This is a genomic window from Candidatus Nanopelagicus hibericus, assembly GCF_002288005.1.
Lineage (GTDB): Bacteria > Actinomycetota > Actinomycetes > Nanopelagicales > Nanopelagicaceae > Nanopelagicus > Nanopelagicus hibericus.
The window spans coordinates 548,765-561,695 of record NZ_CP016771.1; the positions used below are offsets into that span (position 1 = coordinate 548,765).

10 protein-coding genes are annotated in these 12,931 nt (G+C 42.6%); 9 read left to right on the top strand and 1 reads right to left on the bottom strand.

What is annotated here, in order from left to right:
* Nucleotides 1-25: 25 nt before the first annotated feature.
* Nucleotides 26-2,194, top strand: coding sequence for a RelA/SpoT family protein (locus tag B1s21160_RS02930; RefSeq protein WP_095672367.1), 2,169 nt, complete (start codon nt 26-28; stop codon nt 2,192-2,194).
* On the opposite strand, the gene B1s21160_RS02935 is transcribed toward B1s21160_RS02930, so the two are convergent.
* On the bottom strand, nt 2,191-3,498 hold the full coding sequence (locus B1s21160_RS02935; RefSeq protein WP_095672368.1) for a DUF349 domain-containing protein: 1,308 nt from the start codon (nt 3,496-3,498) through the stop codon (nt 2,191-2,193). The genes B1s21160_RS02930 and B1s21160_RS02935 overlap by 4 nt on opposite strands.
* 178 nt (nt 3,499-3,676) lie before the next feature.
* Here B1s21160_RS02935 and B1s21160_RS02940 point away from each other — a divergent pair, with 178 nt between their 5' ends.
* From B1s21160_RS02940 to B1s21160_RS02975, 8 genes are read left to right on the top strand one after another with little or no spacing between them, the layout of a single operon-like run.
* Nucleotides 3,677-4,369 carry an MBL fold metallo-hydrolase gene (locus B1s21160_RS02940; protein WP_095672369.1) on the top strand — a complete coding sequence of 231 codons (693 nt, stop codon included), beginning with the start codon at nt 3,677-3,679 and terminating at the stop codon, nt 4,367-4,369.
* A gap of 4 nt (nt 4,370-4,373) precedes the next feature.
* Nucleotides 4,374-5,633 carry a histidine--tRNA ligase gene (gene hisS, locus B1s21160_RS02945; protein ID WP_095672370.1) on the top strand — a complete coding sequence of 420 codons (1,260 nt, stop codon included), beginning with the start codon at nt 4,374-4,376 and terminating at the stop codon, nt 5,631-5,633.
* 1 nt (nt 5,634) lies between these two features.
* Nucleotides 5,635-7,386: an aspartate--tRNA ligase gene (gene aspS, locus B1s21160_RS02950; protein ID WP_095672371.1), complete on the top strand. Its 1,752-nt coding sequence runs from the start codon at nt 5,635-5,637 to the stop codon at nt 7,384-7,386.
* Between the two features lie 29 nt (nt 7,387-7,415).
* Nucleotides 7,416-7,727 carry a DUF948 domain-containing protein gene (locus tag B1s21160_RS02955; RefSeq protein ID WP_095672372.1) on the top strand — a complete coding sequence of 104 codons (312 nt, stop codon included), beginning with the start codon at nt 7,416-7,418 and terminating at the stop codon, nt 7,725-7,727.
* Between the two features lie 2 nt (nt 7,728-7,729).
* Nucleotides 7,730-10,411 (top strand): alanine--tRNA ligase, encoded by a 2,682-nt coding sequence (gene alaS / locus B1s21160_RS02960; RefSeq protein WP_095672373.1) that lies wholly within the window; start codon nt 7,730-7,732, stop codon nt 10,409-10,411.
* 13 nt (nt 10,412-10,424) lie between these two features.
* Entirely contained in the window at nt 10,425-10,877 is a 453-nt protein-coding gene (gene ruvX, locus B1s21160_RS02965) for a Holliday junction resolvase RuvX (protein ID WP_095672374.1), read from the top strand.
* Nucleotides 10,871-11,869 carry an endolytic transglycosylase MltG gene (gene mltG / locus B1s21160_RS02970; protein WP_095672375.1) on the top strand — a complete coding sequence of 333 codons (999 nt, stop codon included), beginning with the start codon at nt 10,871-10,873 and terminating at the stop codon, nt 11,867-11,869. Before ruvX ends, mltG begins: the two co-directional genes overlap by 7 nt.
* Nucleotides 11,866-12,663: a shikimate dehydrogenase family protein gene (locus B1s21160_RS02975; protein WP_095672376.1), complete on the top strand. Its 798-nt coding sequence runs from the start codon at nt 11,866-11,868 to the stop codon at nt 12,661-12,663. Before mltG ends, B1s21160_RS02975 begins: the two co-directional genes overlap by 4 nt.
* The last annotated feature ends 268 nt before the right edge of the window (nt 12,664-12,931 follow it).

The following is a 12,931-nucleotide window of genomic DNA, read 5'->3' on the forward strand; positions in this document are numbered from 1 at the left end:
ATCTAAATAAGCCAGCCACCGCGCTATGACTCCTAGCCAATTATTAAAACCCTTGGCGGATGGCCTAGCACAGTCACATCCAGGATTTTCAAATAAGGATTTAGAGCGGGCATTTACTGCAGCTGATAAAGCTCATACCGGGCAATTAAGAAAATCTGGTGAACCATATATAACCCACCCGGTAGCGGTTGCGCAGATACTGACAGAACTTGGTATGGATCTACCAACAATTATGGCAGCACTTTTGCACGATACTGTCGAGGATACCTCATACTCAATTGATGAGATAAAAAAAGAGTTTGGCGATGAGGTCACATCTTTAGTTGATGGCGTAACAAAGCTTGATAAGTTAACTTATGGACCTACTGCCGAGGCAGAAACTTTGCGCAAAATGGTTGTTGCTATGTCCAGAGATATTCGAGTCTTAGTAATTAAATTAGCAGATAGATTGCATAATGCTAGAACTTGGGAGTTTATTGATTCCGCAATATCACAACGAAAAGCAAGAGAAACTTTGGATATCTATGCACCTCTTGCTCACAGACTGGGAATGAATGCGATTAAGTGGGAGTTGGAAGATCTATCTTTTAAAACACTTGAACCTAAAAAATATGAAGAAATAGAAAGACTAGTAGGTGAGCGAACTCCAGCGCGGGATATTCTCACCAACGAGGTGGTTTCATCAATCAGTGCTGATTTGAAATTAGAAGCAATCACAGCCGAGGTGAGTGGGCGGCAAAAACATTTCTACAGTGTCTATCAAAAAATGGTTGTACGTGGACGAGAATTCAATGATATTTATGATCTGGTGGGCATTCGAATCTTGGTTGAGTCTGTCAGAGATTGTTATGCCGCACTTGGTGCGATTCACGCAAGGTGGAGTCCAGTTCCTGGTCGATTTAAAGATTACATTGCAATGCCAAAATTTAATCTTTATCAATCACTGCACACCACAGTAATTGGTCCAAATGGAAAAGCAGTTGAAATTCAACTCAGAACCTTTGATATGCACTCTCGGGCAGAATATGGAATTGCTGCTCATTGGAAGTATAAAACTAAGAATTTAGTTGGTGGTAAAACTCCGGAAGCGATTTGGCTCAGGCAGCTACATGAGTGGCAACAAGAGAGTGAGGATGTAAGCGATTTCCTAGAAACTTTGCGGTATGACCTGCGCACACCTGAGGTATTTGTCTTTACTCCGAAAGGAAGTGTTATCGCATTACCATCTGGCTCTACACCAGTTGATTTTGCTTATGCAGTCCACACTGAGGTTGGTAACAAATGTGTCGGAGCAAAGGTAAATGGAAAACTTGTACCGCTTGAGTCACACCTCTCCAATGGGGATGTAGTGGATATTGTTACTAATAAATCTGTAAATGCAGCGCCAAGTCATGATTGGTTGAATTTTGTTACATCATCTCGGGCTAGAGCCAAGATTAAATCTTGGTTTTCAAAGGAGCGCAAAGAGGAGGCAATTGAAGCTGGTCAAGAGTCGATCGCAAGACAAATGCGTAAGGCGGGCTTACCAATACAAAAGATTTTGGGTGGCCATGCATTACTTGAGTTAGCACACAACCTTCGATTTGAGGATATTGAAAGTTTGTACGAAGCAGTAGGAAATGGCCACACCTCTGCTCACTCGGTAATTGAAAAATTGATGGTCTTAATTGGTACCACAGATGCTCACCCAGAAAATGATTTAACGCCACTTATTGCGCCAATTAAGCGTAGACGCAAAAGTGTTACCGGGATTGAAGTTGAGGGTGCTGCAGATGTGTTGGTGAAGCTTGCAAGGTGTTGTGCTCCAGTTCCAGGTGATGAAATCACCGGTTTTATTACCAGGGGAAATGGTGTGTCAGTGCATCGAATGGATTGCGTAAACATCACCGATCTTAAGCTCCATCAAGGCGACCGAATTGTGAAAGTAAAATGGAACCTTGCAGCAGCAAGCAGTTTCTTGGTGAATATTGCAGTTGAAGCCCTAGATCGTGCTCGATTGTTATCTGATGTAACGAAAGCGCTTTCGGATCAACATGTAAACATTTTAAGCGCCTCTGTGGTTACCCATAAAGATCAAACAGCAATTTGTAAATTCTCATTTGAAATGGCTGACGCATCTCATTTAGATGCTGTTCTAACCTCGGTACGAGCTATAGAGGGCGTATATGATGTTAATCGGATTTTTAATAATTAATTGACAAATTCAGTTAAACCTTTTTGCGCCTGCTCTAGCCAATCACGTCTGGCGGCTGCAGCCTCCCGAGCAATCATTGCCTTTGCAGTTTGGCCAGCTGCTTCGGCTTTTGCCGCCTGCTTTTCATAATTTTCAACGGCTTGCGCCAAACTCTCAACAACCTTATTGGCCTGCGCTTTCGCACTTGGATCACTCTTGCGTTGGAAGTTGCGCTCAGCTTCCATGATTTCATCCTCGATCTTTTTTATTCGAGTATCAAAAGCGGCCCGTTTTTTGCGATCAGTCATGCCAATCTTTTGCCATTTCCCCATCAAATCATAAAACTTCTTTTTGGCTGACTTGAAATCTGACAGGGGTAGCAATGCTTCAAATTCAACAATCATCGCTTCTCGCTTAGCTAGATTTTCAATCATTGAACCTTTGCGCTTTTTCATATCTTCATTTTTAGCAGTAAAGAAAAGTTCTTGAGCAGCTTTAAACCGATTCCACAAAACGTCATCGGTAGATTTCTTTCCCCTGCCTGCTGCTTTCCACTGATCCATCAATGACTTGTATTTCTTTGCTGTTTCAAGCCAATCTCTGGATTTTGCTAGATCCTCTGCCGCCTTCACAATCGCCTCTTTTGTCGCAGCAACTTTCTTTTGCTCACCATCTAATTTTGAGAAGTGAGTGCGACGGCGTTTATCAAACTTGTTACGAGAGGATGAGAATCTTTTCCAGAGATCTGTGTCAATTTTTTTATCCAAACGAGGTGCTTTTTTCCACTCGTCTAGCAAAACTTTTAATCTTGCTGTGGTTACTTTCCATGCTACTGAGTCAACTAAACTTTCCGCTTCGGTTACAATCTTTTCTTTAATCGCAGCAGCTTCAGACTTGCGTGCCTCGCGTTCAGCATTTTTAGCTTCCTTGCGCACTTGATATGCGCCTTCATGCTCGATGATTAACGATGGAATCTTTTCAAGTGATTGCGCAAGTTTCTCAAGATCGCCAACGCCATTTAATTCAGATATTTGGCTTCGTAACTTATTAACCGCTTCATGAGCATCGCTGGGGACCATAGCACCTGAGCGAACTCGTGCGGCAAGCAGGGCAACTTCGGAAGCAGCCATTTCAAATTTTTTTACAAAGTATGCAAGTGCTTCTTCCGCACTCTTGCCAGGATACGAACCAACGGCGCGGTCACCAGTCGGGGTAATTACATAGACTGTGCCATCTTCGCCTACTCGGCCAAATTTTGTTGGATCACCAATTAATACTGACGCTGCCCCAGGAGTTGAAAGGTTGAAAGTGGTTGAGTTTTCCATGTGAATACCTTTCGTTGCACGATTTCTGATGAACAGATCTCGTTATGTTGGGGGGCGTGGTAATTATTATTGCTTTCGCACCTGTAATTACCGAGTTTGGATCGGGCTAAAAGATAGCCTAAGAACCTTGGTTTAGGAAAATTAAGCGGGGATATTTGGTGATTTTAGGGGGTGATAAATGCTTGTAGACAGGGTAGTGGCGCCTTACTTCGAAACAAATTGCTGGGTATTAGCAACCCAACCCGCATCTGAATGCATAATTGTTGACCCAGGCATGGCTCGGCCTAATTTAGTAAGAACAATTGTTGACATGGTCAATGAGCATAAATTAAAGCCGGTTGCTGTTCTTATCACGCATGGACACTTAGATCATTTCTTTTCAGTGTTGCCGCTAACTATTGAGATTCCAATGCGAACCTATATCACTGGTGCAGACCGTTTCTTGCTTTCCAATCCAATGGGAGCGTTAGATAGCGGTGGCGTGAGTGAACAGTTTTTATCAGCTTTTGGCAGCAAGAATTTCAAGGAACCATCTGATGTTATTGAGTTAGATGATTTCTCCACTTTCCAAATTGCAGGACTTTCTATTACCTCGATTTTTGCTCCTGGCCACACCAAAGGATCTGTCATTTTCACGATTGATAATCAGCAATTGATTTCTGGTGATGTGCTCTTTGCTGGCGGCATAGGTAGAACCGATTTACCTACCGGCTCCGCTGCTGATATGCGAAAAACCTTACGTGAGCGAGTTTTGACACTACCTGATGGTCTAAATGTCCTGCCTGGACATGGTGGGCAAACTACAATCGCCATAGAACGAATGCGAAATCCATACCTGCAAGATGATTTCCTAGATCAGAAGGGGCGGTGAGGGAATGAGTAGTTTCCAAGCCCCCAAGGGAGTGAGTGAATATTTCCCACCCATTTCTGAACAGTTTGAGTATGTGCGCGACCAATTACTTCGAACTGCACGTTTGGCTGGTTACTCGCTAATCGAATTGCCAGTCTTTGAAGATACTGAAGTTTTCACTCGAGGAGTTGGTGAATCAACCGATGTAGTAAGCAAAGAGATGTATACCTTTGAAGATCGCGGTGGGCGCTCAATAACCTTAAGACCAGAAGGTACCGCTGGTGTGATGCGTGCAGTAATTGAACATAATCTAGATCGAGGACAACTACCGGTTAAGTTGTTTTATACCGGACCATTCTTTAGAGCTGAACGACCACAAGCGGGTCGCTACCGTCAGTTTTATCAAGTTGGAATTGAGGCAATTGGCTACAACGACCCTGAGATTGATGTTGAGGTGATTGCGGTCGCAGATTCTGCTTTTAAGGCGCTAGGTCTTAAGAAATATAGATTGAATATTACTTCACTAGGTGATGCACAGAGTCGAGATGCGCACCGAAAAGATTTAGTTAAATACATTTCTACCTTAAAGCTGGATGAAGCAACGGTGTCTCGTGCACAGTTAAATCCACTTAGATTATTTGATGATAAGCGGGATGAAGTAAAGGCGGCTATGGCTAAGGCACCGCTTTTGCTGGATTACCTAAGTGCGCAAAGCAAACAACATTTTGAAAAAGTAAAGGTCCTCCTTACAGATATTGGGATTGCATACGAGATCAAACCAACAATGGTTAGGGGATTGGATTACTACACCGGCACAACCTTTGAATTTGATCATGAGATGTTGGGTGCGCAATCCGGTATTGGTGGTGGTGGTCGATATGACGGGCTAATGAGCTCTCTAGGGGGTGCAGATGTCAGTGGAATTGGATTTGGTTTAGGAGTAGATCGCATTCTGATGGCTTGCCAAGCAGAGAACTCCCTGCCCAGCGTCATAAATCAAATTCAATTATTTATCGCACCAATTACTGAAACTGGTAAATCTCATGCCTTCAAACTGCTGGCAGAGCTTCGATCATCTGGTATTACTTGCGACATGGCTTACGGAGATCGTGCGTTAAAAGGAGCAATGAAAGCTGCAGATAAGAGCGGTGCTAAATATGGATTAGTAATTGGAGATGATGAAATTTCATCTGGCAGGTGTGAATTAAAATTAATGAGCAGCGGCGAGGTAATTTCTAGTAGCCTTGAGCTTTCAGATTTAATTAAACGAATTGGAAATAAATAGCATGCTACGCACGCACGATGCAGGTTCCTTAACTGCCAAATCTGTTGGCAACAAGGTAGTGCTCGCTGGTTGGGTGGCCCGTAGACGTGATCATGGCGGAGTGGCATTTATTGATCTACGTGATTCTACGGGTGCAGTACAGGTTGTAATTAACGATGAAAAGATTGCTGGTGAGCTTCGCGCCGAATGGTGTGTGTTAATTACTGGTGTTGTGAAATTGCGCCCTGCGGGTAATGAAAATAAAGAAATACCAACTGGTGAAATAGAGGTTGTTTGCGAGGTCCTGCAAGTATTGAGTGAGGCTGCAGCATTGCCATTTCCAGTTGATAGCGGTGATATTGGAAATATCTCTGAAGAGGTTCGACTTAAGTATCGGTATTTAGATTTACGTAGAGAGGGACCAGCAAAAAATTTGAGATTGCGCTCAAAGGTTTCAACCGCAATACGCCAAGTTTTATCTGAAAGTAACTTTCTAGAGATTGAGACACCATATTTAACCCGTTCAACTCCCGAGGGAGCGAGAGATTTTCTTGTTCCGGTGAGACTTCAGCCCGGCTCTTGGTATGCGTTGCCGCAATCTCCACAATTATTTAAGCAATTACTCATGGTGGCAGGTATGGAAAGGTATTACCAAATTGCTAGGTGTTTTAGAGATGAAGATTTCAGAGCTGATCGTCAACCAGAGTTCACCCAACTGGATATTGAAATGTCATTTGTCGATCAATCAGATGTTATTGCAATTGCTGAGAAAGTTTTAGCTACTGTGTTTCAAAGTGTTATAAACTACAAAATTCCATTGCCAATTCCACACATGACCTACAAAGATGCAATGGCAGATTATGGTTCGGATAAGCCAGATTTAAGGTTTGCAAACAAGATAACTGATGTAACCCAATATTTTAAATCCACCTCCTTTCGAGTTTTCCAAGCCGAGTATGTCGGAGCGGTGGTGATGCCAGGTGGCGCCGATTCACCGCGTCGGGATTTAGACGCTTGGCAGGATTGGGCTAAAGCCCGAGGAGCTAAAGGTTTGGCATATATTTTAGTTGGCACTGATGGCACATTATCTGGCCCAGTTGCTAAGAACCTCTCCGAAACTGAGAGTGCAGGAATTGCTGCAAAGGTTGGTGCAAAAAATGGTGATGCAATCTTCTTTGCAGCGGGAACAGCATCTGCCTCCCAAAATTTGCTTGGCGCAGTTCGAGTAGAGATTGGCACACGATGTAAGTTGATCGATGAAAATTTGTGGAATTTTGTTTGGATCGTTGATGCCCCGATGTTTGAACAAGTTGATGCTGAAAATCCAACTGCCGGATGGACCGCAGTGCATCATCCATTTACCAGTCCGAAGCCTGAATTTGTTGGTACCTTTGATAAGGAGCCAGCGCAAGCGCTTGCTTATGCCTATGACATTGTTTTGAATGGAAATGAAATTGGTGGTGGATCAATTCGTATCCATCAAAGTGAAATTCAACAAAGGGTGTTCAAGACAATTGGATTATCAAAATCTGAAGCAGAAAGTAAATTCGGATTTCTTTTGGAGGCGTTCAATTATGGCCCGCCACCGCATGGGGGAATCGCCCTGGGTTTGGATCGATTATGTGCATTGCTTGCAGGTGCTCAATCTATTCGTGAAGTTATTGCATTTCCGAAAACCGCCAGTGGTGGTGATCCATTAACTGGAGCACCAACACCAATAACTGCTGCACAACGCAAAGAGACTGGGGTCGATACTCCAGCCGTTACCAAGTAGATACCCGCTTTTCAGGTATTCTTCCCAGCATGGGTCCGGGTGGAATTGCAACGATAATCGCAGCATCCTCCCTTGCGGTCATTGCCGTTGCCGTCGCCTATACCGTGGTGAGGGCGTCTCGGTTAATTGATGAGATTACTAAAACAGTAGCCATGATTAATAGCCCGATTAGAAGTATCAGCAATGCCGGTAAGTCACTTGAAGAAATGGTTAAGAAGATTAGCAAAGCCGGAGAATCCTTCTTAGATGAAAACCCAATGGCCATGAAAGCAGCTGGCGCATTATTCACTGCTGCCAAGCTAAAGAAAAAGGGTAAGAAAAAAAGCAAAGCGAAGGAGTAGAGGTGGACTCCGCAGATATTCGTGCAAGATGGCTGAAATTTTTTGAAACAAATAATTCATTAAAATTACCTCATACGGTTGTGCCCTCAGCCTCATTGATTGCGGATGATCCAAATCTTTTGTTAGTAAATGCCGGTATGGTTCCTTTTAAACCTTATTTTTTGGGCGAAGCAAAACCACCCTACAAACGGGCAACCTCGGTTCAAAAATGCGTGAGAACCTTAGATATTGATGAGGTTGGTAAAACGACTAGACATGCATCGTTTTTTCAAATGTGTGGAAACTTCTCGTTTGGAGATTATTTCAAAGAAGGCGCGATCGCACTTGCATGGGAGTTATTAACTAAGTCTGTTAGCTCTGGTGGTTATGGATTTAGTGAAGACAAACTTTGGGTCACTGTTTATCAAGATGATGATGAGGCTGCAAATATTTGGGAGAAGCAGATTGGTGTCCCTAAAAACCGAATTCAACGCAGGGGAATGGCGGATAATTTCTGGTCTATGGGAGTCCCAGGACCATGCGGTCCATGTTCGGAGATTTATTTCGATCGAGGAAGTGATTACGGTAAAGAGGGTGGGCCAATCGTCGATGAAGACCGTTATTTAGAAATCTGGAATCTTGTGTTCATGCAAAATATTCGCGGTGAGGGTGGGGACAAGAACTCCTTCCCAATTATTGGTGAGTTACCTGCGAAGAATATTGATACTGGACTGGGTTTGGAAAGAACTGCTGCGTTACTGCAAGGTGTTGAAAATATCTATGAAATTGATACCACCAAGATGATTTTGGATAAGGCATCTGAATTGACCAAAACAAAATATGGGAAAGATGAAAAAACAGATGTCTCCTTGCGAGTGATTGCTGATCACACACGCACCGCAATGATGTTGATTGGTGATGGAGTTACGCCCGGTAATGAAGGGCGTGGCTATGTTTTAAGACGAATGATGCGTCGAACAATTCGAAATATGCGCTTACTTGGTTCACAGGATTTGGTCATTGCCGAATTGATTAAAAGTTCTATCAAGGCGATGGGACCGCAGTACCCCGAATTGGTTACAGGTGGCGAGCGAATATTGTCAGTAGCTCAATCTGAAGAGGATAGTTTTAATCAAACCTTAAAGAGTGGGACAAGTATTTTTGATATCGCCGCAGATCAATCAAAGAGTACGAAGAGTAAATCGCTGTCAGCCGATACTGCGTTCAAGCTCCATGATACTTACGGTTTTCCATTTGATTTAACTCTTGAAATGGCCAGAGAACAGGGACTGGAAGTTGATGAGAGTGGCTTCAAGAAATTAATGAATGAGCAAAGAGATCGCGCGAAGGCGGATGCAAAAGCGAAAAAGAGTGGCCATACAGACTTAACTCAATACCGGGCAATCGTCGATAAATTTGGTAGTACTAAGTTTTTAGGTTATGAAAACATTAAGGCAGAATCGAAGATAACTGGAGTGTTGGTTGATGGAAAAGCTGCTGCCGAAGTTAGCGCAGGTTCTGAAATAGAAGTGATGTTGGATCGGACTCCATTTTATGCTGAAGGCGGCGGGCAGTTAGCTGATAACGGTGTAATTAAATTGGCAAATGGAGCAGTTGTGAAAGTAGAAGATGTTCAAACCCCAGTACCAGGATTGTTTGTTCATAGGGGCTCCGTCGTAAGTGGGGTCGTAAAGAATGGTGAATCGGCTTCTGCTGAAATTGATTTACAAAGAAGATTAGCCATTTCAAGAGCTCACACGGCAACCCATATGGTGCATAAAGCATTTAGAGAAGCATTAGGTGAAACTGCTACTCAGGCTGGTTCAGAGAATGCACCCGGCCGATTTAGATTTGATTTCCCTTCAACCAGCGCGGTACCAACATCTGTGTTAAATGATGTTGAAAGTCGAGTGAATGAACTATTGATTGCAGATTTGCAAGTCGATGCACAAGTTATGTCTCAAGATGCAGCTAAGGCATTGGGTGCTACTGCATTGTTTGGTGAGAAATATGGCGACCAAGTCAGAGTTGTTAGTGTCGGTGATTGGGCAAAAGAATTATGTGGTGGCACACATGTGTCTAGATCTGGTGAATTGGGCTTAATTAAGCTTTTATCTGAATCTTCTATCGGTGCCGGAGTAAGAAGAGTTGAAGCTTTAGTTGGCCATGATGCCTATAAATTCTTAGCCCGTGAACATGTTTTACTGAATTCTCTTACCGAAATAATCAAAGGCGTGAGAGTTGAAGAATTACCTCAACGTATTTCTGATTTGATTGAAAAAATGAGATCGATGGAGAAGGAAATATCAGCGATAAATACCGCCAAAGCGGTAACAGCGGCTGGTGATTTACTCAAAAAGAGTAAATCAACGGGAAATGCCAGCGTGATAATCGAGCAACTTGGTAATGGTATTTCTGGCGAAGATATGCGAACTATTGCATTAGATCTCAAGGGGAAGTTAAAAACTGGAATTGTTGTACTTGCCACTATAAATGATGCGAAACCTTTGCTAGTTGCAGTGGTTTCAGCAGAGGCTATCAAATTAGGAGTAAAGGCTGGCGAATTGATAAAACTAGGTTCAACCATTCTTGGCGGTGGCGGTGGTGGGAAAGATGATTTTGCGCAAGGAGGAGGCAGTAACGCAGATGCAATCACAAAAGCATTTGCTGAGATTGCTAAACATATTCAGGGAAAGCTAAATTAAAGTTGGATTTCTGATGAATAAACCAATTGAAATTGGTCGCAGGATCGGCTTTGATTTTGGAGAGAAGCGGATTGGTGTCGCCACATCGGATTCTGAATCAATATTGGTGGCACCCTATAAAACAATTATTAATGATGGTGAACTGCTTTTGAATTTGACTAATCTATTAAATGAGGTTAACCCTGTTTATGTGGTCGTAGGTGACCCAAAGCATCTGTCAGGAAATGAAAGCGCTAAATCGATAGCTGCCCTGGAATTTGCCAAGCAGATCAGGCAAATATTTACTGGGCCAATTTATTTTGTAGATGAGAGATTGACCACCCAGAATGCGAATTCAAAAATGCGTGAGATGGGGAAGAATGAAAAGCAGAGTAAGGCAATGATTGATCAGATAGCAGCGGTAAGTATTTTGGAGAGTGCATTATTAAATGAAAAATCAGGCACAGGGGTGGGCAGATTATTTTAAAACGCGTTTTAGCCCTACTACTAATCTGTTCAATTCTAACAAGCTCTGCAGTTTTATTGCATAATGCATTTTTACTCAATGATTACCTTGCAGCAACCTCTAAGTTAAAAACAGAGATCCTAATAGAATCTGGTGATACGGGTACTGAAATTGCTCAAAAACTGTTCAATTCTGGAGTAATAAAACAAACTAAAATATTTGTCAAAATTGCAATTAATCAAAAGAAATCTAATGCGATCTCACCTGGTTTACATGAGATAGATTTGAAAATTTCAGCACAGGCAGCTTTAGAACAACTTCTGGATCCGGCACGAAAGCGTGGGGTCTTTGGGTTTGGTGAGGGTCTGAGAAAATCTGAGATTCTGGCTTTATTGGAAAAATCCAAATTAGTGAGTGGCAAAGTGTCGAAGTTGCCTAAACCAAATGATCTTTACGGTACAAATAATTTGGAGGGATTCCTTTTTCCAGCACAGTATTCATTTGCGCCAGGAACGACGTTTGATGAAGCGATTACACAGATGATTGATAGATTTTATTTAGCAGCCAAATCATCCAAGATTGAGGAAGGATATTTGAATTATTCGCCTTATCAACTGCTGATAATTGCATCTATGGTCCAGGCAGAAGGTGATGTGCAAGATTTCGCAAAGATATCTAGGGTTATTTATAACCGCATGAAAATCGGGATGCCGTTGCAAATCAATGCCACGATTGATTATGCAACCAACACTCGAGGCAAGATTCGACTGCCTTATAAGCGGTTGGAGATTGGCTCAAAATACAACACCTACAAATATCGAGGTTTACCGCCAACACCTATAGGTAATCCCGGTGAAGACGCAATGATTGCTACAGTTAATCCAGAAAAAGGTGATTGGTTGTATTACGTCACTGTGAAGCCAAATGACACTAGATTTACAAAGGATTTTAATGAGTTCAACAAATGGGCAAATGAGTTTCGCGCAAATGAGGATGCGGGCTTATTCGGATGATTAAGTTAGCTGTTGCTGGTGCTCCAATTGGACATTCACTTTCACCGCTACTTCACACCACAGCGTATAAATTACTAGGAGTTGAAGCGGTTTTTTCTGCACAAGAGATTAAGGAGGAAAAATTTGGTGATTTCTATTTTGATTGCAAAAATTCGGGATATCGTGGCTTAGCGCTTACGATGCCCTTAAAAGAGATCTCAATCGGTTTCGTCGATCGGGTTGATCCGGTTGCTAAGCAAATTTCATCAGTGAATACAGTTATTTTTGAATCAACTGGAAGCATTGGGCTCTCAACTGATTTGTTAGCGTTTAAGAATTTACTTAAGCCATACTATGGGAAGAAGATTGCGATACTTGGCGCGGGAGGAACAGCCCGAGCAGCCATCGGTTCACTTAAAGGTACTGGCACCTCAGTCACAGCTCTCACCCGTTCGGCAAATCATCACGTGCAGTTACATGCAGCGGCGGTCGATCTTGAACTGGACTTCTTGGATTGGCATCGGTTTGAAGAGATTCAAGACAGAGATTTAATTATCTCAACGACACCAGCTGGTGCAACTGATGGGCTTTCAACGATTACTTCAAAGGCTGATTTTTTTGAGGTGATTTATCACCCATGGCCCACAGAATTGGCAAAGCGGTATCAAAACTTGGGTAAGCATGTAATTGGCGGGTTGTCACTATTAGTCGAGCAAGCATTATTTCAAATTCACTATTTTTCGCAGAAACAATTTGATTTTGATGAGATGCGCAAGGAGCTTCTAAAGGTTGCCCATACTGCAGTAAAGGGATAATCCACAGCCCGAAAAATAGTTCATTGATCCCATCTACTCTTTGGATGTGATCTTTGAATTGTTAGCATTCTTGCTCTTTCTCAAGATCGCTTTATACGACATCAAGTATCACCTAATCAAAAATATTGATCTATTCTTTCTTTTACTACTTCTATTACCAAATTATCGATTAAATTGGCGCTTGAGTTTGCTTTGCCTCGGGATCTATTTGATTTTGAATGCAATAAGTGGCGGAAAGATAGGAGCGGGCGATGTTAAGTTTTCCTTC

Bases quoted from the DNA above. Each gene is read 5' to 3' on its own strand.
- B1s21160_RS02930 (WP_095672367.1), top strand. From the start codon at position 26: ATGACTCCTAGCCAATTATTAAAACCCTTGGCGGATGGCCTAGCACAG.
- B1s21160_RS02935 (WP_095672368.1), bottom strand. From the start codon at position 3,498: ATGGAAAACTCAACCACTTTCAACCTTTCAACTCCTGGGGCAGCGTCA.
- B1s21160_RS02940 (WP_095672369.1), top strand. From the start codon at position 3,677: ATGCTTGTAGACAGGGTAGTGGCGCCTTACTTCGAAACAAATTGCTGG.
- hisS (WP_095672370.1), top strand. From the start codon at position 4,374: ATGAGTAGTTTCCAAGCCCCCAAGGGAGTGAGTGAATATTTCCCACCC.
- aspS (WP_095672371.1), top strand. From the start codon at position 5,635: ATGCTACGCACGCACGATGCAGGTTCCTTAACTGCCAAATCTGTTGGC.
- B1s21160_RS02955 (WP_095672372.1), top strand. From the start codon at position 7,416: ATGGGTCCGGGTGGAATTGCAACGATAATCGCAGCATCCTCCCTTGCG.
- ruvX (WP_095672374.1), top strand. From the start codon at position 10,425: ATGAATAAACCAATTGAAATTGGTCGCAGGATCGGCTTTGATTTTGGA.
- B1s21160_RS02975 (WP_095672376.1), top strand. From the start codon at position 11,866: ATGATTAAGTTAGCTGTTGCTGGTGCTCCAATTGGACATTCACTTTCA.